The following is an 18505-nucleotide window of genomic DNA, read 5'->3' on the forward strand; positions in this document are numbered from 1 at the left end:
CAGGGGGCGTATCCCCCGCCGCCGTACGGCACTGCCGCTCCCGCCGCCCCGTCGTACGGCACCGCACCCGCGTACGGCGCGGCCCCCGGCTACGGGTACGGCGCGCAGCCCAAGACGAACACCCTCGCGATCGTCTCGCTCATCGCCTCCATCGCGAGCTTCATCATCGTCCCCTTCGTCGGGTCGGTCGTGGGCGTCATCACCGGCCACATGTCGCTCAACCAGCTGAAGACGAGCGGCGAGCAAGGGCGCGGAATGGCGCTCGCCGGCACGATCGTGGGCTGGGTCGGTCTCGGCCTCGCGATCCTCGGCATCATCGCCGCGATCCTGTTCTTCGGGTTCTTCGTCGCGGTCTACCAGCAGACCGGCGGAACGTACTGAATCGGCGGCCCCGGGACCGGTTCCGGGGCCACCGCGCCGCCTGAGCGGCGTACCCTGGAAGTACCGTGAAGAGCTCGAGCCACGCCCCGTCGGCCACCTCCCTGCCGCGCGCACCGCGCGACGACGTCGACGCGCGCTCGATCCGGTATCTCGTGACGATGGGCATCCGCGTCGCGTGCTTCGTGCTCATGGTGGTGATCACCCCCTACGGCTGGTACACGTGGGTGTTCGGCGCCGCCGCGATCTTCCTGCCGTACATCGCCGTCGTCTTCGCGAACGTCGGCGAGGAGGGGCGGCGCAATCGGCGCGAGGATCCCGAGGCCGCCCTCCCCGCCGCTCCCTCCACACCCGCCGCCTCCGTCGCGCCCGAGCCGCGCGTGATCCGCATCGAGGAGACCCGGCCGGCTCCCGGCGAGACCCGCCCGGACGCCGACGGCACCCGGGACGGGGCCGCATGAACGACGACGACCCCGGGCAGGCTGTCGACGCGACCTGCTCCCGGGCAGGATGCCGTGCCACGGCCGGGTGGCGCATCGACTGGCGCAATCCGCGCATCCACGCGGAGGACCGACGCAAGACGTGGGTCGCGTGCGACGAGCACGTCGGCTACCTGCGGGAGTTCCTCGCTGCCCGCGACTTCCCGGTCTGGGTGTCACCGCTCGTCCCCACGGAGACCGCACGATGAGCCGGCGCTCCGTCAGCATGCAGCAGCTGCCCCGCGCCGGCCGGTGGGCCATCTACATCGCGCTGGCCGTGGTGTTCGCCATCGCATGCGCGTTCCTGTCGAACTGGCAGTTCACGCGCAACCAGGAGCGATCCGGACAGCTCGCCCTCGTCGCGGAGAACTACGACGCACCGGCGGTGCCGCTCGGCGAGCTCATCCCGGCCGGCGGCGAGCTGGACCCGCAGGACGAGTGGCGTCCGGTGGAACTCACCGGGACCTATCTCGCCGATGATGAGCTCCTCGCCCGCAACCGGCCGCACGGCGGCACGTCCGCCTTCGAGGTGCTGGTGCCGTTCCGCCTGGACGACGGCCGCGTGCTGCTCGTCGACCGGGGCTGGGTGGCGCCCGGACAGGACCAGCCGGTCCCCGACGCCGTGCCCGCCCCGCCATCGGGCGAGGTCACCGTCGTGGTGCGACTGCGGCCCGGCGAGGCGCTGCCGTCCTCGGGCCGCTCGGCACCCGAAGGCCAGGTTCCGACGATCAACCTCGGGCTGATCGCCGACACGATCCCGTCCGATGCCGGCAAGGCCCTGGAGCAGAGCGCCTACGGCGTGATGGTCACGGAGGATCCGGCGCCGGCGACGGCGCCCAGCGCCCTCGAGCCGCCGTCCGACGACCCCGGGCCGCACCTCTCGTACGCGATCCAGTGGATCCTGTTCGCGGTGATGGGATTCGTCTTCATCGGGTACGTCATCCGCACCGAGCGCCGGCACCGCCGCGAGGATGCGGAGGACGCCGAGATCGCGGCGGGCGAATCCGCCGATGCCGCGCCCCCGGCGTCGCCGGCGGGCCGCCGGCGCCGCGATCGCGACGCCGAGGACGAGGACGCGCTGCTGGACGCCGCCGGGCGGTGAGGACGGCTATGCGAGGGTCACGAGGTCGACGTAGTCCCGGCCCCAGATGTCTTCGACACCGTCCGGCAGGATCAGCACCCGCTCCGGATTGAGCGCCTCGACCGCACCCTCGTCGTGCGACACCAGAACGACGGCACCCTCGTAGTGGGCCAGCGCGCCGAGGATCTCCTCCCGCGACGCGGGATCGAGGTTGTTGGTGGGCTCGTCGAGCAGAAGCATGTTCGCCGACGAGACCACCAGCGTCGCGAGCGACAGGCGCGTCTTCTCCCCGCCCGACAGCACGCCGGCGGGCTTCAGCACGTCGTCGCCGGTGAACAGGAACGAGCCGAGCACCTTGCGCGCGTCGGTCGCGGTGATGTCGGGCGCCGCCGACATCATGTTCTCCAGCACCGAGCGTGAGACGTCGAGGTTCTCGTGCTCCTGCGCGTAGTAGCCGATCTTGAGTCCGTGACCGGGCTCGAGCTGACCGGTGTCAGGCTGGTCGACACCGGCGAGGATGCGGAGCAGCGTCGTCTTTCCGGCACCGTTGAGTCCGAGGATGACCACCTTCGAGCCCCGGTCGATCGCGAGATCGACGTCGGTGAAGATCTCGAGCGAGCCGTACGACTTCGACAGCCCCGACGCCATGAGCGGAGTCTTGCCGCAGGGCGCCGGCTTCGGGAAGCGCAGCTTGGCCACACGCTCCTCCTGGCGCACTTCGTCGAGCCCGGCGAGCATCTTCTCGGCGCGCGCCACCATCTGGTGGGCCGCCGCGGCCTTCGACGCCTTCGCACCGAATCGCGCCGCCTGCTGCTGGAGGACGGTCGCCTTCTTCTCGACGTTGGCGCGCTCCTTCTTGCGGCGCTCCTCATCGGCCACCCGCTGGCGCAGGTAGTTCTTCCAGTTCATGTTGTAGACGTCGATGACCTGGCGGTTCGCGTCGAGGTAGAACACGCGGTTGACGGTCTCCCCGACCAGCTCCACATCGTGGCTGATGACGATGAGGCCGCCCTTGTACCCCTTGAGGAACTCGCGCAGCCACACGACGCTGTCGGCGTCGAGGTGGTTGGTCGGCTCGTCGAGGATCATCGTCTGGGCGTCCGAGAACAGGATGCGCGCCAGTTCGATGCGGCGGCGCTGGCCGCCGGACAGCGTCTTCAGCGGCTGGTCGAGGATGCGGTCGGGCAGCGACAGGTTGTGCGCGATCGACGCAGCCTCGGCCTCGGCCGTGTAGCCTCCGAGCGCTTCGAACCGCTCGGTCAGGTTGGCGTACTTGCGCATCGCGCGGGCGGCGACCGCCTCGTCCTCGCTCGCCATCGCGAGGGAGGCCTCGTGCATGCCGATCGCGAGTGAGCCCAGCCCACGCGCGTCGAGGATCCGGGTGCGGGCCAGCATCTCGGGGTCGCCCGAGCGCGGGTCCTGCGGCAGGTAGCCCAGCTCGCCCGAGCGATCGACCCTGCCGTCGGCCGGGATCAGGTCTCCTGCGAGCACCTTGGTCAGCGTCGTCTTGCCGGCGCCGTTGCGGCCGACCAGTCCGATCTTGTCGCCGTCCGACACGCGGAAGGAGACGTCCGACATGAGCACGCGAGCGCCCACGCGGATCTCGAGGTCGTGCACGGCGAGCACAGCGGATGTCCGTTCCGTCGATGGAGTGGGGTGATGACCGAATGGCCAGCCATCCAGTATACGGGGCGGCATCACCACCCGATCGCCGGAATACCTCCACAGAGGGATCCCGTCGATACCTGCGAGGGATGCCCCGCCCCGCACCCCGCCCATAGCTTTCCGGAGTGGATCTCATCACCGACCTCGTCCTGCAGGCTGTCTCCTCGCCCTGGCTGTACCTCGCGATGTTCGTCGTCGCCGTCGTCGACGGCTTCTTCCCACCCGTGCCGAGCGAGACCGTGCTGGTCGCGGCCGCGGCGGTGGCGGCATCCACCGGCCGACCGGATCTGGTGCTCCTCGGCGTGGTGGCCGCCGCCGGAGCCGCCGTCGGCGACAACATCGCCTTCGCCATCGGCAGGCGGACGGGCACGACCCGGTTCGCCTGGATGCGGCGGCCACGGGTCGCCGGCGCCTTCGCGTGGGCGGGCTCGGCACTGGACCACCGCGGGGCCGGCCTCATCCTCGGCGCGCGCTTCATCCCGGTCGGGCGCGTGGCGGTCAACCTGTCGGCGGGCGCGCTGGGCTACCCGTGGCGGCGGTTCGCCCTCCTCAGCGTGGCCGCAGGGCTGTGCTGGGCCGTCTACAGCATTGCGATCGGCCTCCTCGCCGGCGCGTGGCTGAAGGACCAGCCGCTCCTCAGCGCCGGGCTGGGCATCGTGGTGGCTCTCGGGATCGGTCTCGTCGTCGATCGCGTCATCGCGCTGCGCGCGCGCCGTGCCGCGGCGACCGCGTGACGGCCGTCGACTGACAGGATGAGAAGATGCGCGTGAACACCGCCGCCCCCGCGCGCCAGCCCGCGAAGCGCCGCCGCCCGAACCCGCGGACTTTCGCGTTCGGCGCGCTGGCGCTGGCATCGGTCGCGCTGTTCTCCGTCCTGGTGCCGGTGCACATCGCGCTGTATCTGCAGCCGGCTCCGCTCGCATTCCTGTTCGGCGCGATGCTGTGCGCGGCGCCGGTGGTGGCGGTCTGGTTGCCGAGATGGGCGATCGCGCTGTTCGTCGTGTCGGCCGTCGCCCTGCCGCTGCCGGCCGCGGAGGCGGTCGCCACCACGTGGCCGTGGCCGTGGTCCGTCCCCGCGATGCTCGTGCTGATCCTCCTCGTCGGCGTGCTCGCGATCGTGCACGGCTGGCGTCTCGCGCTCGTGGCGTGGCTGCTCGCCATCGTGGGCACCCTCATCGTGGTCATCGGGCTCGCCGGCGCGCTTCCCGTCGTGGCGGGCATCGTGAACCTGGTGATCGTGACGTCCATCTCGGGGGCGGCTCTGCTGGTGGCGGTGCTGGTGGCGAGCCGCCTGCGTGTCGGCGCCGAGCTCAGCCGCGAGCGCGAGCTGACCGCGAGCGAGCAGTCCCGGCGTGTGCTCGTCGAGGAGCGCACCCGCATCGCCCGCGAACTGCACGACGTGGTGGCTCACGGGATGTCGCTCATCCAGGTGCAGGCGTCGACCGCGCGCTATCGCGTGCCCGGTCTGTCCGACGAGGCGCGGCACGAGTTCGACGAGATCGCACAGACGGCGCGCGAAGGCCTGACCGAAATGCGACGGCTGCTCGGCGTCCTGCGCACCGAGGACCAGCAGGCCGCTCTGGTCCCCCAGCAGGGACTGCGCGACATCCCCGAGCTGGTGCAGACACTGCGCCGCGCGGGTGCCGAGATCGACGCGAGCCTCACCCCGGCACCCGAGAGCGTGCCGAGCGCCGTCGACATCGCTGCGTTCCGCATCGTGCAGGAGGCGCTGAGCAACGCGGTGCGGCACGCCCCGCACACGCGGGTGACCCTGTCGGTGGAGGTGGATGCCGCGGCCGTGCGCCTTCTCGTCCGCAACGGCCTGCCCGATCCCGCGCAGCCACCGGCGCCTCCGGCGCACCGCGGGCACGGGCTCCTCGGCATGCGCGAGCGCGCCGCGCTCGTCGGCGGTGAGCTCACTGCCGCACGCGACGCCGACGGAGGCTGGACGGTGCGCGCCCTGCTCCCCCTCGCCGGCATCGCCACCGGCCCCGACACCACACAGACCACGGAAGGACCGCAGTGACGATCTCCGTTCTCATCGCCGACGACCAGGCCATGGTGCGGGCGGGCTTCGCCGCTCTGCTCGACACGCAGGAGGACATCCGCGTGGTCGGGCAAGCCGCCGACGGCGCCGAGGCCGTCTCGCTGTCCGCCCGGCTGAACCCCGACGTCGTGCTGATGGACGTCCGGATGCCCGAGCTCGACGGCATCACGGCGACGCGCCGCATCCTCGGCCCCGGCTATCCCGCCGCGTACGTGCCGCGCATCCTCATGCTCACGACGTTCGACATCGACGACTACGTCTACGACGCGCTCGAGGCGGGTGCGAGCGGGTTCCTCCTGAAGGACGCGCTTCCGGAGGACCTCGTACATGCGGTGCGGGTCGTCGCCGCGGGCGATGCGCTGCTGGCGCCGAGTGTCACCCGGCGCATGATCGAGCACTTCGCCGCCCGCAGACCGCGGGCCGGTCGAGCGACCGCGACGCTGCGCGAACTCACCGATCGCGAGCGGGAGGTGCTCACCCTCATCGGCCGCGGCCGTTCGAACGCCGAGATCGCCGCCGAGCTGTTCATCTCGGAGCAGACCGTGAAGACCCACGTGGGCAAGGTGCTCGCCAAGCTGGGCGCGCGCGACCGCGTGCAGGCCGTCATCTTCGCCTACGACGCGGGCCTGGTCGAAGCCGCCTCCTGATCACCCCACGGGGTGAGACGACGACAGCACCACGGGGCGATGCCCGCGGTGTCGTCGCCTCCATAGCCTTCCGGGACACACCCCCGAGGAGGCCTCATGACCACCGTCCGCCCCACCGCCGCCACGGTCGTTCCGACCGCACCGCCCGGCCGAGACCGCGCGATCGACCTGGTCCGTGCCCTGTGCATCTGCGGGGTGGTGGTCCTGCACGCGATGATGGTCGGCGTCACCGTGACCGATGCCGGCCCGTCGTTCGTGAACGCGAGCGACGGCACCGCGTGGATCGTGCCGCTCAGCTGGGCGCTCCAGGTCATGCCCCTGTTCTTCGTCATCGGCGGATTCTCGGGCGCAACCGCGTTCCGCAGGGCTCGTGCGCGCGGAGTCGACGGCGTCGGCTTCGTCGCGGGCCGCATCCATCGTCTGCTCCTTCCTGCGATCGTCACGATCGGGACTGCGGGCGGGCTGCTGGCGCTGCTCACGGTGGCCGGGGTGCCCGCCGACCTCGTGACGCTGGCCGGGTTCCGGTTCGCGCAGCCGCTGTGGTTCCTCGGCGTCTTCCTCGTGTGCCAGGCGCTGCTTCCCTCGTTGCTGCGCCTGCACGAGACGGCGCCGCTGCGGAGCATCGCGGCCCTGGCTCTGGTGGCGGCGGCGGTCGACGTCGCGCGCCTCACGACGGGAATCGAGGGACTCGGCTTCCTGAACCTGGCGTTCGTCTGGCTGGCGATGCAGCAGCTGGGCTTCTTCCTCGCCGACGGACGGATCGACGCCCTCTCGCGGCGGACGCGCGTGCTCTGGCTCGTCGGCGCGATCGCCGGCCTCGCGACCTCGTTCGTGAGCGGCATCCACTCCCCCGACCTGGTCGCCAACATCAACCCGCCCACGACCGCTCTGCTGCTGGTCGGCATCGCGCACACCGCCCTGTTCTCGCTCTTCCGCGCACCGCTGGCGCGCCTGGCGGAGCGACGGCTCCCGTCGGCGGTGACCGACTTCGTCACCCCGCGGGCGATGACCGTGTACCTCTGGCACATGCCCGTCCTTCTGGGCCTTGCGGGACTGACCGCAGGTGCGGCGATGATGACGGGGATGCCGCTCCCCGCCGTCGACAGCGCGTCGTGGTGGCTCACGCGCCCGCTGTGGCTGGCGCTGGCGCTGACCGCGACGGCGCTCGTCGCGCGTCGGCTGGCGCCGGTGGAGGCGGTGCCCGCACCTGCGCCGGCGCGATCCTCCTGGCGGGTGGCCGCCGCTGTCGTCGTGGGAACTGCCGCCGTCGCGATGCTGCTGGTCGCCGGCACCTCGGCCGTCACCGCGGCGGTCGCGGTCGCGCTCCTCGGAGTCGCCCTGCGTAGTGGAAGACGGACAGCGGTTCGGCCGATCATTGGTGGACGCCGTCCAAGTAGCCCCGCCCGGGTCGCCCTAGGCTGAGTGCCATGTCATCCATCGCCGCCGCCCCGACCGCCTCCGCAGGAGCCCGTCGCGTGCTCGCCGACGTCATCGCCCGCCCGTCGTCACGCGCTCGCGCCTTCGCGCTCGACGCCGCTCTCGTCCTCACCGGTGCGGCCATCGTGGCCCTCCTCGCCCAGGTCGAGATCCCCCTCTGGCCCGTCCCCATCACCGGCCAGACGCTCGGAGTCATCGTGGTCGGGGCCGCCCTCGGCGCCTGGCGCGGCGCCGCCGCCCTCACGACCTACATGCTCGTGGGGCTCGCCGGACTCCCGGTCTTCGCCGGGTTCACGGGAACGCTCGCGGCCGTCGGCAAGCCCAGCTTCGGATTCGTGATCGGCTTCATCTTCTCGGCGTTCGTCGCCGGCTGGTTCGCCGAACGCGCGTGGGATCGCCGCCCCGCGCTGGCGTTCCTCGGCTTCGCAGCGGCCAGCGCCGTGCCGTTCCTGTTCGGCATCCCCTACATGGCGTTCATCCTGAACGTCGTCATGGGTCTCGACTACTCGTTCGGCGCGCTCCTCGAGGCGGGCCTGCTCCCCTTCATCGTCGGCGGCCTGGTGAAGGCCGCGCTCGCCGCGGCGATCATCCCCGGCGCGTGGGCGCTCGTGCGCGCAGCCGACAAGACCAAGGAGTGAGCGGATGCCGCGGCCCGCGGCATCCGGAATCGACGAAAGCCCCGGCAACCGCCGGGGCTTTCGTGTGCGTCGGGAAGGATCAGCCCTTCGCGACAGCGGTCGCGGTTGCGAGCTGGTCGACGATGTCGGGCAGGATCCACGGGAGGGTGAGTGCGGTCGGCGAGATCGCGGCGACGTTCTCCTCGCCGACGATGGCGCCCACCGCGCCCGCGGCGACAGCCGGGATGAGCTTGGTGCGGTCGGATGTGAGGAAGGTCTGGAGCTGCTCCTCAGTGTCGACCTGGGTGAAGATCACCTCCGCGTCGATCTGGTCGAGGTTCTCGCTGCTCACGGTGGTGTAGAACGTCGACTCGCCCGTGTCGAGGTCCGTCACGGCAGGCGCCGTCACGAAGCCCAGGTCCTCGAGGATCTCGACGCGCGCGTCCGCCGGCAGGTACAGGTAGAACGTGTCGACGTCGTCGGCCGCGTAGGCGATCGTGGTGCCCTCGAACTCCGGGTGCTCGGCGGCGGCGTCGGCGATCTGCTGGTCGAGGTCGGCGAGCACCTGCTCGGCCTCGGAGTCCAGTCCGAGGGCCTTGCCGGTCTCGGTGATGACGTCACGCCACGGCGTCGCCCAGAGAGCCTCCTCGGGCGCGACCACCGGGATGCCGGCGCCGGTCACGGCGTCATACTCCTCCTGCGTGAGGCCCGAGTACGGCGCGATGAGCACATCGGGGTCGGCGGCGAGCAGCTCTTCGACCGACAGCTCGAACGTCGCGTTGTCGAGGATCACCGGCTTCTCGCCGCCGAGGTCGGCGATCGCCTCCTCGACCCACGGCGTGATGCGGTCGTCGCCCCCGCCGTAGTCCATCGACGCGATGGCGACCGGGACGATGCCGAGCGCGAGGACGGCGTCGGTCGCACCCCAGCCCCACGTGGCGACGCGCTCGGGCGCGTCCTCGATCACCGTCTCGCCGTAGATGTGCTCGAAGGTGACGGGGAAGTCTGCGGACGAGCCGGCGGCGGCACCGGAGGTGTCCGACGTGTCGGGCTCGGCGGTGCCGGCGCAGCCGGACAGCACGAGCCCGCCGGCCACCGTGAGCGCGGCGAGGCCGCTCAGGCGGGAGGTCAGTGCGGACATGGTGTTCTTCCTTTCGACGGCGTCACGCCTCGTCCGCGGCGGCATGGGCGCCGCCGGGAACGGGAATGACGAGGGGTGTGGAGGTGAGGGGATCGGGGATCACGAGCGCGTCGAGGTCGAACGCCTGCGAGACCACCTCGCGCGTCAGCACGTCGGCGGGTGCGCCGTGGGCGACCACGCGCCCGCCGCTCATCACGACGAGGTCGTCGGCGTAGCGTGCGGCGAGATTCAGCTCGTGGAGCACGACGACGATGGTCGTGCCGTCGGTGCGGTTCAGCGTGCGCAGCAGGTCGAGCACCTCGATCTGGTGGCTGAGATCCAGGAAGGTCGTGGGCTCGTCGAGGAGCAGCACGCGCGGCTCCTGTGCGAGGGCCATCGCGATCCACACCCGCTGGCGCTGTCCGCCCGACAGGTCGCCGACCGGTCGGTCGGCGAGCGCCGCGACGCCCGTCTTGGCCATCGCGTCGTCCACGCGCGCGGTGTCGGCGGCGCTCCACCGCTGGAACACGCCACGGTGGGGGTGCCGGCCGCGAGATACGAGCTCGGCCACGGTCAGACCCTCCGGAGCGGTCGGATGCTGCGGCAGCAGGCCGACCGTCTGAGCGAACCGTCGCCGGGGCAGCGTCGAGATGTCGACGCCGTCGAGCTCGACCGCGCCTCCGAGGGGCTCGTTCACCCGGGCGAGGACGCTCAACAGCGTCGACTTGCCGCAGGCGTTCGCACCGATGATCATCGTGATGCGCCCGGGCGCGAAGTCGAGGTCGAGATCCTCGATCACGCGCCTGCCGGGATATCCGGCGGCGAGCCCCCGTGCGCTCAGGCGCGGGGCGGATTCGGTGGTCACAGCTGTCGTCCTTTCGAGGTCGCGAGCAGCCACAGGAGGAACACGGCGCCCACGGCACCGGTCACCACGCCGACGGGCACGGAGACGCCCGGAAGTGCGAACTGCGCCACGAGGTCCGCCGCGGAGAGCAGGACGGCGCCGACGGCGGCGCTCGTGCCGATGCCGACGGCTCCGTGCCCCAGCAGCGGCCGCGCGATCGCCGGTGCGCAGAGGGCGATGAACGAGATCGGGCCGACGAAGGCGCACGTGACGGCGGTGAGCAGCACGGCGGTGAGCACGGCGACCACGCGCACCCTGGACGATGTCACGCCCAGCGATGCCGCCGTCGGGGCGCCCATCTGCGTGAGGGGCAGCCATCTGGCGCACGCGACGACCGCCGGCGTGGCGGCGACGACGACGACGAGCACCGTCACGACATTCCACCAGGGCGTGGACGCCAGGCTGCCCGTCAGCCAGATGAGCGCCGCCTGCGCCAGTTCGACCTGAGCGCGCACCATGAGGAAGTTGGTGATCGCGACGGACAGGAACGCCACGCCGACGCCGGCGAGGATGAGCCGATAGCCGCCGTCCGCCCGATGCCGCCCCGCGAGCAGCAGGAATGCCGCGACGAGGATGCCGCCGCCGAAGGCCGCGACGGCCAGCAGCGGCCCGGTCACGCCGAGGACGAGGATCGCGAACACGGCGGCCGCCCCGGCTCCCCCGCTGATGCCGAGCAGGTCGGGGCTGGCGAGCGGATTGCGCAGCAGCGACTGCAGCAGGGCGCCCGCGGCTCCGAGTGAGGCGCCGACGAGCAGCGCCATCACGAGGCGCGGGGCGCGCACCTGGAACAGCACGTAGGCCTGCGCGCGATCGCCGCCGCCCCACAGCGTGCGCCAGAGCTCGTCGAGCGCCATGGGATAGTCGCCGATCGACAGCGAGACGATGGCGACGACGACGAGCGCGACGAGCACCGATGCGACCACGAGGGTGCGGCGCCGGCGCACGCGGGAGCGGATCTCCAGAACGGACGAGGTCATAGCGTCACCCGCCCGGGTCGCAGCACGATCGATATCAGCACCGGAGCGCCCACGAAGGCGACGACGAGACCGGCCTGCACCTCGCCCGGGAGCGCGATCACCCGACCCAGCACGTCGGCGGCGAGCAGCACGATGGCTCCCGCAGGCGCGCCGATGGCGAGCAGCCAGCGGTAATCGCCGCCGACGACGGCGCGCAGGGCGTGCGGCACCAGCAGACCGACGAACACGATCGGGCCGGCGATCGCGGTCGCTCCCCCGCACAGCAGCACCGTGGCGATCATGCCGAGCACGCGGGTGCGGGCGACGCTGTGCCCGAGGCCGGTCGCCGTGTCGTCGCCGAGCGCCATGAGGTCGAGTCCGCGAGCGGACGCGAAGGCGATGACGGCGCCGGCGATGATCGGCACGGCCACGACCGCCACCGTGTCGAGCCCGCGCACCGTCAGCCCGCCGACCTGCCAGTAGCGGAACACGTCGAACGCGGTGATGGACGTGGTCAGGATGAGCGTCGTGACGGCGGTCAGTCCCGCGGTCACGGCGGCGCCCGTGAGCGCGAGCTTCGCCGGACTCGAGCCGTCCGGCCCCCGCGTGCCGATGAGCGCCACGACGACGGAGGCGATCGCGGCGCCCGCGAAGGCGAACCACACGAAGCCGCTCGGAGAGGTGATGCCCCACAGCGTGATCGCCGCGAGCACGGCGACCGATGCGCCGGCATTGACGCCGAGGAGGCCGGGATCGGCCAGCGGGTTGCGCGTCAGCCCCTGCATCAGCGTGCCGGCGAGCGCGAGTGCGGCCCCCGCGAGGATGCCGATCACGGTGCGGGGCACGCGCTGCGTGAGGATCACGGTGTGGTCGTTGAGGGAGAGATCAGGACGCAGCAGCGCATCGATGACCACCGCCGGCGCGACGGGGCGCGCACCGATCATCAGGCTGGCGAGGACCATGAACGCCAGCACGACGATCGCGAGGAGCAGCAGAAGACGCCCGCGCCGATCGCGAGCGGTCGTCATTCCTGTCGCTCGGACTGCCCGAGGCGCCAGTACCCCATGAACGCCACACGCTTGCGGTCGACGCCGCAGCCCTGCACGAGGTGGCGACGCAGGCCCTTGACCATGGCGGCCTCCCCCGCGATCCACGCGTAGAACTCGCCTTCCGAGTCCTCGGGACTGTCCCACAGCAGATCGATGTCGACATCGACATCGGCGAGCTCCTGCCGGCGGCGCGCCGCCGCGCGTGTCAGCACGTCGGCGTTCTCCACCGACCACGCCGCGACCGCGTCGGCGAGTGCGGCGCCGTGCTCACGAGCACCGCGCTCGAGCCAGGTGACCCGGAAGGTGCCGGGCACATCGATCGTCAGAGCGTCCGCCGCCGTGGGCACCTCGATGAAGACGTCGACATCGAACGCGTCGTCGAGGGATTCGAGGATGCCGGCGATCGCCGGAGCAGCGGTCTCGTCGCCCGCCAGCAGCACGCGCCGAGCGGTGCCGGGGTGCCAGTCGAGTCCGACCCGATAGGCCTCGCTGCGCTGGTCCGGCCCGACGATGACGAGCTCCTGGCCGACGGCCGCCTGGTCCGCCCAGCTGCCCGCGGGTCCCGCGTCGTGGTGGACGACGAAATCGACGTCCAGCCGGCGCCGTCCCGGGTCGACCCGTCGGACCGTGTAGGTGCGCAGTGCGCCGCGCCGCGCCGCGGGCAGCTCACGCCAGATGGTGTACCAGTCGCCCGCGTCGATCACCGCGTCGTCGTGCTGGCCGATGTCGCTGAGCGATCCGTCGGCGAGCGGCAGGATGAGCTTGACGCGCTGGTCGAGTCCCGCCGTCCCGAAGACATCGAAATCCGGTCCGGTGAACGTCACCCGCACGAAATGCGGCGTCAGTCGCTGCACCTCGGCCACCGTGGCGGCATACGGGCGATACGCGGGACGGGTGGCGATCGCAGACGAAGAAGTCACACGGTAAGGGTAGCCTTACCTCTCAATCGGCGCCAAATCGGACGGCGCGGCCGTCACGCAGTGGCGTGATCGGCCGCCTCGTGAGCATGACCGAGACGGAGACCCGGCACCAGTGCACCGAGCGCGAGCACGACCGCGATCGCGAACACGGCCGGGAATCCGGCATCCGTCCCCACCAGTGCGGTGAAGACCAGCCCCATCACGGCGATCGACGACGCCGAGCCGACGGCGTCCGAGATCGACAGCGCGGACGAGTTGAACCCCTGGTTCTGCGTCGTCGAGTACGCGAGCGTCAGCACGGTGAGCCGCGGGTACATGAGACCCATGCCGCCGCCCGCCAGAGCCCACCCCCCGATGAGCACCGCGGGGTGCAGCCCGAGGAGCGCCGTGCTCGCCGCGATGACCAGCGAGGTGACGAGCAGCGCGGTACCGACGAGCGTGATGCGCGCGTTGCCGATCCGGTCGCCGAACCGCCCCTGCACATCGGCTGCGGCCGCCCATGCCAGCGCTGCCGCCGTGAGGCCGAGCCCTGCCCAGGTGGGCGAGAATCCGTAGTCGTCGATGAGCAGGTAGGGCACGTAGATCTCGGCGCCGAACAGCGCACCGGCGATCAGTCCCCGCATGAGCACGACGCTCGGCAGACCGCGGGCGGCCACCAGTGTGCCGCGCGGCAGGAGCGGCCGCGACGCGAGTGCGATGACGACGACGGATGCCGCCACCGCCGCCCAGGCCCACGTCCCCAGCTCCCCCGCCAGGCTGAGACCCAGTGCGCCCACCGCCACGGCCACGGCGCAGGCGAGGCGCGGCGCGACGCGCGACGTCGCCGGCTCGTCTGTGTGCAGCGGGAGGCCGTGCAGGCGCACGACCACCATTGCGAAGGCGACCACGGTGAGTGCGGCGACCCCGAGGAAGACCCATCGCCAGTGGAGGAACTCGGTGACGGCTCCGGCCAGGAACGGGCCGATGAGCGAGGGCACCACCCACGCCGCCGAGAAAGCGGCGAACACGCGGCCGTGCATCGCGCCCGGATACACGCGGGCGACGACGACGTACAGCGCCACCGTCTGCCCGCCGGTGCCGAGGCCCTGCACCAGCCGCCCGGCGACCAGCGCCGGCATCGTGAGGGCGAGGCCCGAGATCAGCAACCCGACGACGAACAGTCCCACGGCCGTGCTCAGCGGTGCGAGCACACCGCCGCGGTCGCACCAGGCGCCGACCGCCACCATGCCGATGACGCTCGTGGCGAGCGTCCCGGCGAACGCCACGGCGTAGAGCCGCTCACCGTCGAGGTCGGCGCTCACCACGGGCATCACGGTGGTGACCGCGAGCGACTGCATCGCGGCGAGGAAGATCAGCGCCACAGCGCCGACGGTCACCCACACGTAGCGGGCGCTCCAGATGCCGGTCGAGGTTCCGGCCACGCCGGCGCCGCTCATGACCTGGCCAGGGCGCCGATACGCTCCACCGCCTCGCGCAGCAGCTCCGGCGCGCAGCCGAAGTTGATCCGCACGTGGCCGGCGCCCTCGGCTCCGAACAGCGGCCCATGGTGCAGTGCCACCTTCGCGTCGCGCAGCACCTTCACCGCGGGATTGTCTCCCCAGCCGTAGGCCGACAGGTCGACCCACGCCAGGAAGCCGGCGTCGGGCGGCAGGTAGCGCGCCCGCGGCACGTGCTCGGCCAACAGCTCCGCCAGCAGCAGGCGGTTGGCGTCCAGAGCGGCCAGCAGACTCCCGAGCCACTCGTCGCTCTCGGGCGAGTAGGCGGCGACGTTCGAGAGCGCGCCGAACAGACCGGTGCGCCACTCGACCTCCCACGGCAGCGAGCGCAGCGCGGCGCGCTGCGTGTCGCCGCCGGCGACCATCACCGCGCACTTGAGGCCCGCGAGGTTGAATGTCTTGCTGGCGCTCGTGACCGCGTATCCGACCCGCCGTGCCGCCTCGGAGGCGGCCAGGAAGGGGATGAAGGCGGTCGGCGCGTAGGTCAGGGGTCCGTGGATCTCATCGCTGACCACGGTCGCGCCGAACCTTTCGGCCACTTCGGCCAGCGCCGCCAGGCTCTCCCTCGTGTGAACGGTGCCCGTCGGATTGTGCGGGTTGCACAGCAGCACGGCCCGTGCGCCGCCCGCGAGAGCCGCCTCCACGCCGGGGAGATCGATCGCCCAGCCGGCCTCGGTCGCCGCGAGCGGAACGCGCTCGACCACGCCGCCGGCCTCTTCGACGGTGTCGTAGAACGGCGGGTAGACGGGAGGCATCACCACGACACGGTCGCCGGGCTCGATGACCTTGCGGAGGATCTCGACGACACCCATCATCACGTCGCCCGTCCAGAAGACGTCGGACGGATCGACGCTCCACCCCCAGCGACGCTCCGCGAAGCCTGCGAAGGCCTCGCGGACGCCAGGGTCGGGCGGCGTGTAGCCGGTGTCGCCGAGCTGCACCGCGCGCGTCAGCACGCGCGTGATCTCGGGAGCCAGCGCGTAGTCCGTCTCGGCCACGAAGAACGGCAGCACGTCCTCCCCGTACTTCCGCCACTTCGTGCTCGTGCGCTGACGCAGCTCGTCGAGGGGCAGTGCTTGCAGGGGGGTGACGCTCACTCTTCGACCCTATCGAGCGACGGCGACAGGGCGCCGCCGCCGCGTCACCGTCGGAAACGCGCGCGCATGACCCCCGTGCCTGCGAACGTCGTCAGGCGTTGGCGAGCAGGTAGGACGTGAGCGAGTCATCGATCGCCGCGAGTCTCTCGGCGCGCGTCCGGACGTCGGTGCGCAGCGCCTCGATCTGCTCCAGCAGTGCGGGGCACGCCGATTCGGACCGTTCTCCGACGGTGCAGGGCAGCACCTCCGTGATCAGCGAGGTCGGAAGGCCGATGTCGAGGAGGGAGCGAATGGTCTCCACGACGGCGACGGAGTTCTCGGGATACACCCGGTAGCCGTTTGGCAGACGGTCCGACGTCAACAGCCCTTGCTGTTCGTAATAGCGCAGCGACCGGACGCTCGCTCCGGTTCGACGGCTCAGCTCTCCGATCTGCACGGCTCCTCCTCGCCTCCCGATGCCTGACTTGACCCTGACATCAGTGTCAGACTCTAGCCTGCCGACATGACGACGACATCACGCCCCGCATCGCCCTCGCGCACCCGCCTCGCCACCCCGCTCACTCCGCCACCCGATCTCACCGGTCGTCGCGCCGTCGTCACCGGCGGCACCAGCGGCCTCGGCCTCGTGACGGCGCGGTCATTCGCCTCCTGGGGCGCCGCCGTGGTCGTCGGAGCGCGCGATGTCGAGCGGGCCGGCGCGGTGCGTCGACGACTGCTCGACGACCTCGGTCTCTCCGACGACCGAGTGACCGTCGCGCCCCTGGATCTGCTGGATCTGGATTCCGTCGATCGCTTCGCGCGCGTCGCCGCCGCCGCACCGGTGGATCTGCTCGTGCTCAACGCCGCGACCAGCAGCGTCCCGTTCCGGACCAGCCGCGAGGGCATCGAGAGCCAGTTCGCCACGAACCACCTCGGACACTTCGCCCTCACCGGTCACCTGCTCGATCAGCTCGAGGCCGGCCGGGATGCGCGCGTCGTCACCGTCTCGTCGGCGCTCTACACGCGGGGGGCCCTCGATCTCGATCATCTGCGCGACGCCGCCGGCTACTCGCCGGGGCGCGGATACCTCCGCGCGAAGCTCGCGAACACGATGTTCGCCGTGGACCTCGAGCGCCGGCTCCGCCGGGCGGGGAGCGGCATCCGCAGCTACGCCGCGCACCCCGGCATGGCGAGGACGCCCCTGCACGGCACGTACCCGTCCGCGACGACGCGCGCCGTCACCGCGCTGCTGGCGCGAGCCATCGGCCGTGAGCCCGAGCCCGCGGACGCCGGCATCCTCACCGCAGCCACCGGGACCGTGACGCCCGACCTGTTCTGGGGGCCCGTCGGCTCGAAGACGCGACCCGACATCGAGGGCGTGCCGTTCGCGCCGGTCGCCACCGATGAGCGTGCCGCCGACCGCCTGTGGAACGCGTCGATGGCGCTCTCGACACGCCGCTACCTGGCGGACTAGGCGCGCCGGGGGCCTGGCGTCAGATCGCGAAGCCGAGCGCGCGCATCATGTCGCGCCCGTCGTCCGTGATGCGCTCCGGGCCCCACGGCGGCATCCACACCCAGTTGATGCGGAACCGCTCGACGATGTCGTCCAGTGCCTGTGCGGTCTGCTCCTCGAGCACGTCGGTGAGCGGGCAGCCGGCCGAGGTGAGGGTCATGTGGATGACCAGCGCGTCGTTCTCGTCGTCCCATGCGAGGTCGTAGATGAGGCCGAGGTCGACGACGTTGATCCCGAGCTCCGGGTCCATGACGTCCTTGAGAGCCTCGGTCACCTCGTCGTACTTCTCGGAAGTGAGGGTCGCCGTCATAGGTCGATCCTACGCTTCGCCGGCGACGGGGGCCCCGGCCGGCTCTTCTTCGCCCGCGGGCAGGAAGCGGTCGTAGCCCTCGTCCTCGAGGCGGTCGGCCAGCTCGGGGCCGCCCTCCTCGACGATGCGCCCCTGCACCATGACGTGCACGAAATCGGGGTGGATGTAGCGCAGGATGCGCGTGTAGTGCGTGATCAGCAGCACGCCGAGGTCGTTGTCGGCCTTCGCGCGGTTGACGCCCTCCGAGACGATCTTCAACGCGTCGACGTCGAGACCGGAATCCGTCTCGTCGAGCACGGCGATCTGCGGCTTGAGCAGTTCGAGCTGCAGGATCTCGTGGCGCTTCTTCTCGCCGCCCGAGAAGCCCTCGTTGACGTTGCGCTGCGCGAACTTGGGGTCCATGCGCAGGTTCTTCATCGACGCCTTGACGTCCTTGGTCCAGGTGCGGATCGAGGGCGCCTCGCCGTCGATCGCGGTCTTCGCGGTGCGCAGGAAGTTCGTGACGGTCACGCCCGGGATCTCGACCGGGTACTGCATCGCCAGGAACAGCCCCGCACGTGCCCGCTCGTCGACCGACATGGCGAGGACGTCCTCGCCGTCGAGGCTGATCGAGCCGCTCGTGACGTTGTACTTCGGGTGACCGGCGATCGTGTAGGCGAGCGTCGACTTGCCCGACCCGTTGGGGCCCATGATCGCGTGGGTCTCACCCGTGCGGATCGTCAGCGACAGACCGTTGAGGATCGGCGTGGTGCCGGCATCCGTCTCGACCGTCACATGGAGGTCGCGGATCTCGAGAACAGACATTTCTTC

At 71.4% G+C, this 18505-nt stretch carries 21 protein-coding genes; 10 read left to right on the plus strand and 11 right to left on the minus strand.

What is annotated here, in order from left to right; genetic code table 11:
• From ACI3KY_RS15010 to ACI3KY_RS15025, 4 genes are all read left to right on the plus strand, one after another.
• Nucleotides 1-381 (plus strand): DUF4190 domain-containing protein (locus ACI3KY_RS15010; protein ID WP_404930960.1); only part of this gene is annotated, 381 nt, incomplete at its 5' end.
• A 65-nt stretch (nt 382-446) separates the two neighbouring features.
• The gene (locus ACI3KY_RS15015) at nt 447-839 is read left to right on the plus strand and encodes a DUF3099 domain-containing protein (protein WP_404930961.1); all 393 of its coding nucleotides are present in this window, start codon (nt 447-449) and stop codon (nt 837-839) included.
• Nucleotides 836-1066: a hypothetical protein gene (locus ACI3KY_RS15020; protein WP_404930962.1), complete on the plus strand. Its 231-nt coding sequence runs from the start codon at nt 836-838 to the stop codon at nt 1064-1066. The genes ACI3KY_RS15015 and ACI3KY_RS15020 overlap by 4 nt, the downstream gene beginning before the upstream one ends.
• Nucleotides 1063-1959, plus strand: coding sequence for an SURF1 family protein (locus tag ACI3KY_RS15025; protein WP_404930963.1), 897 nt, complete (start codon nt 1063-1065; stop codon nt 1957-1959). Before ACI3KY_RS15020 ends, ACI3KY_RS15025 begins: the two co-directional genes overlap by 4 nt.
• A 6-nt stretch (nt 1960-1965) precedes the next feature.
• On the opposite strand, the gene ACI3KY_RS15030 is transcribed toward ACI3KY_RS15025, so the two are convergent.
• Complete coding sequence (locus tag ACI3KY_RS15030; RefSeq protein WP_194415618.1) at nt 1966-3564, minus strand: ABC-F family ATP-binding cassette domain-containing protein; 1599 nt, start codon at nt 3562-3564, stop codon at nt 1966-1968.
• Between the two features lie 164 nt (nt 3565-3728).
• Between ACI3KY_RS15030 and ACI3KY_RS15035 the strand changes: the two genes are divergently transcribed.
• The 5 genes from ACI3KY_RS15035 (at nt 3729) to ACI3KY_RS15055 (ending at nt 8372) form a co-directional block, all read left to right on the plus strand.
• Complete coding sequence (locus ACI3KY_RS15035) at nt 3729-4337, plus strand: DedA family protein (protein ID WP_404930964.1); 609 nt, start codon at nt 3729-3731, stop codon at nt 4335-4337.
• Between the two features lie 26 nt (nt 4338-4363).
• Nucleotides 4364-5629, plus strand: a complete 1266-nt coding sequence (locus tag ACI3KY_RS15040; protein WP_404930965.1) for a sensor histidine kinase — start codon at nt 4364-4366, stop codon at nt 5627-5629.
• Complete coding sequence (locus ACI3KY_RS15045) at nt 5626-6297, plus strand: response regulator (protein WP_404930966.1); 672 nt, start codon at nt 5626-5628, stop codon at nt 6295-6297. Before ACI3KY_RS15040 ends, ACI3KY_RS15045 begins: the two co-directional genes overlap by 4 nt.
• A gap of 96 nt (nt 6298-6393) precedes the next feature.
• Entirely contained in the window at nt 6394-7719 is a 1326-nt protein-coding gene (locus tag ACI3KY_RS15050) for an acyltransferase (RefSeq protein ID WP_404930967.1), read from the plus strand.
• A 5-nt stretch (nt 7720-7724) separates the two neighbouring features.
• Nucleotides 7725-8372 carry a biotin transporter BioY gene (locus ACI3KY_RS15055; protein ID WP_404930968.1) on the plus strand — a complete coding sequence of 216 codons (648 nt, stop codon included), beginning with the start codon at nt 7725-7727 and terminating at the stop codon, nt 8370-8372.
• A gap of 79 nt (nt 8373-8451) precedes the next feature.
• On the opposite strand, the gene ACI3KY_RS15060 is transcribed toward ACI3KY_RS15055, so the two are convergent.
• The 8 genes from ACI3KY_RS15060 to ACI3KY_RS15095 form a co-directional block, all read right to left on the minus strand.
• Nucleotides 8452-9492, minus strand: coding sequence for an ABC transporter substrate-binding protein (locus ACI3KY_RS15060; protein WP_404930969.1), 1041 nt, complete (start codon nt 9490-9492; stop codon nt 8452-8454).
• Nucleotides 9493-9514: 22 nt separating this feature from the next.
• Nucleotides 9515-10336 (minus strand): ABC transporter ATP-binding protein, encoded by an 822-nt coding sequence (locus tag ACI3KY_RS15065; RefSeq protein ID WP_404930970.1) that lies wholly within the window; start codon nt 10334-10336, stop codon nt 9515-9517.
• On the minus strand, nt 10333-11352 hold the full coding sequence (locus tag ACI3KY_RS15070) for a FecCD family ABC transporter permease (RefSeq protein ID WP_404930971.1): 1020 nt from the start codon (nt 11350-11352) through the stop codon (nt 10333-10335). Before ACI3KY_RS15070 ends, ACI3KY_RS15065 begins: the two co-directional genes overlap by 4 nt.
• Nucleotides 11349-12359, minus strand: a complete 1011-nt coding sequence (locus ACI3KY_RS15075; RefSeq protein ID WP_404930972.1) for a FecCD family ABC transporter permease — start codon at nt 12357-12359, stop codon at nt 11349-11351. Before ACI3KY_RS15075 ends, ACI3KY_RS15070 begins: the two co-directional genes overlap by 4 nt.
• Complete coding sequence (locus ACI3KY_RS15080; RefSeq protein ID WP_404930973.1) at nt 12356-13300, minus strand: siderophore-interacting protein; 945 nt, start codon at nt 13298-13300, stop codon at nt 12356-12358. Before ACI3KY_RS15080 ends, ACI3KY_RS15075 begins: the two co-directional genes overlap by 4 nt.
• 53 nt (nt 13301-13353) lie before the next feature.
• Nucleotides 13354-14736, minus strand: a complete 1383-nt coding sequence (locus ACI3KY_RS15085) for an MFS transporter (RefSeq protein ID WP_404930974.1) — start codon at nt 14734-14736, stop codon at nt 13354-13356.
• The gene (locus ACI3KY_RS15090; protein ID WP_404930975.1) at nt 14733-15893 is read right to left on the minus strand and encodes a MalY/PatB family protein; all 1161 of its coding nucleotides are present in this window, start codon (nt 15891-15893) and stop codon (nt 14733-14735) included. The genes ACI3KY_RS15085 and ACI3KY_RS15090 overlap by 4 nt, the downstream gene beginning before the upstream one ends.
• 91 nt (nt 15894-15984) lie before the next feature.
• Complete coding sequence (locus tag ACI3KY_RS15095) at nt 15985-16329, minus strand: MerR family transcriptional regulator (protein ID WP_404930976.1); 345 nt, start codon at nt 16327-16329, stop codon at nt 15985-15987.
• Between the two features lie 66 nt (nt 16330-16395).
• On the opposite strand from ACI3KY_RS15095, the gene ACI3KY_RS15100 reads away from it, so the two are divergent.
• On the plus strand, nt 16396-17346 hold the full coding sequence (locus ACI3KY_RS15100; protein ID WP_404930977.1) for an SDR family NAD(P)-dependent oxidoreductase: 951 nt from the start codon (nt 16396-16398) through the stop codon (nt 17344-17346).
• 19 nt (nt 17347-17365) lie between these two features.
• Here ACI3KY_RS15100 and ACI3KY_RS15105 read toward each other — a convergent pair whose 3' ends face one another.
• Together ACI3KY_RS15105 and sufC are read right to left on the minus strand one after the other, a co-directional pair.
• On the minus strand, nt 17366-17695 hold the full coding sequence (locus tag ACI3KY_RS15105; protein WP_194415642.1) for a metal-sulfur cluster assembly factor: 330 nt from the start codon (nt 17693-17695) through the stop codon (nt 17366-17368).
• A gap of 9 nt (nt 17696-17704) precedes the next feature.
• Complete coding sequence (sufC, locus tag ACI3KY_RS15110) at nt 17705-18499, minus strand: Fe-S cluster assembly ATPase SufC (protein WP_404930978.1); 795 nt, start codon at nt 18497-18499, stop codon at nt 17705-17707.
• Nucleotides 18500-18505 lie beyond the last annotated feature (6 nt).

Origin of the sequence: Microbacterium sp. ZW T2_14, from assembly GCF_044987405.1 — a bacterium.
Taxonomy (GTDB): Bacteria; Actinomycetota; Actinomycetes; order Actinomycetales; family Microbacteriaceae; genus Microbacterium.

Coding starts and splice junctions, on each gene's coding strand:
- ACI3KY_RS15020 (WP_404930962.1), top strand. CDS start 836: ATGAACGACGACGACCCCGGGCAGGCTGTCGACGCGACCTGCTCCCGG.
- ACI3KY_RS15025 (WP_404930963.1), top strand. CDS start 1,063: ATGAGCCGGCGCTCCGTCAGCATGCAGCAGCTGCCCCGCGCCGGCCGG.
- ACI3KY_RS15040 (WP_404930965.1), top strand. CDS start 4,364: ATGCGCGTGAACACCGCCGCCCCCGCGCGCCAGCCCGCGAAGCGCCGC.
- ACI3KY_RS15050 (WP_404930967.1), top strand. CDS start 6,394: ATGACCACCGTCCGCCCCACCGCCGCCACGGTCGTTCCGACCGCACCG.
- ACI3KY_RS15055 (WP_404930968.1), top strand. CDS start 7,725: ATGTCATCCATCGCCGCCGCCCCGACCGCCTCCGCAGGAGCCCGTCGC.
- ACI3KY_RS15060 (WP_404930969.1), bottom strand. CDS start 9,492: ATGTCCGCACTGACCTCCCGCCTGAGCGGCCTCGCCGCGCTCACGGTG.
- ACI3KY_RS15070 (WP_404930971.1), bottom strand. CDS start 11,352: ATGACCTCGTCCGTTCTGGAGATCCGCTCCCGCGTGCGCCGGCGCCGC.
- ACI3KY_RS15075 (WP_404930972.1), bottom strand. CDS start 12,359: ATGACGACCGCTCGCGATCGGCGCGGGCGTCTTCTGCTGCTCCTCGCG.
- ACI3KY_RS15085 (WP_404930974.1), bottom strand. CDS start 14,736: ATGAGCGGCGCCGGCGTGGCCGGAACCTCGACCGGCATCTGGAGCGCC.
- ACI3KY_RS15100 (WP_404930977.1), top strand. CDS start 16,396: ATGACGACGACATCACGCCCCGCATCGCCCTCGCGCACCCGCCTCGCC.
- ACI3KY_RS15105 (WP_194415642.1), bottom strand. CDS start 17,695: ATGACGGCGACCCTCACTTCCGAGAAGTACGACGAGGTGACCGAGGCT.
- sufC (WP_404930978.1), bottom strand. CDS start 18,499: ATGTCTGTTCTCGAGATCCGCGACCTCCATGTGACGGTCGAGACGGAT.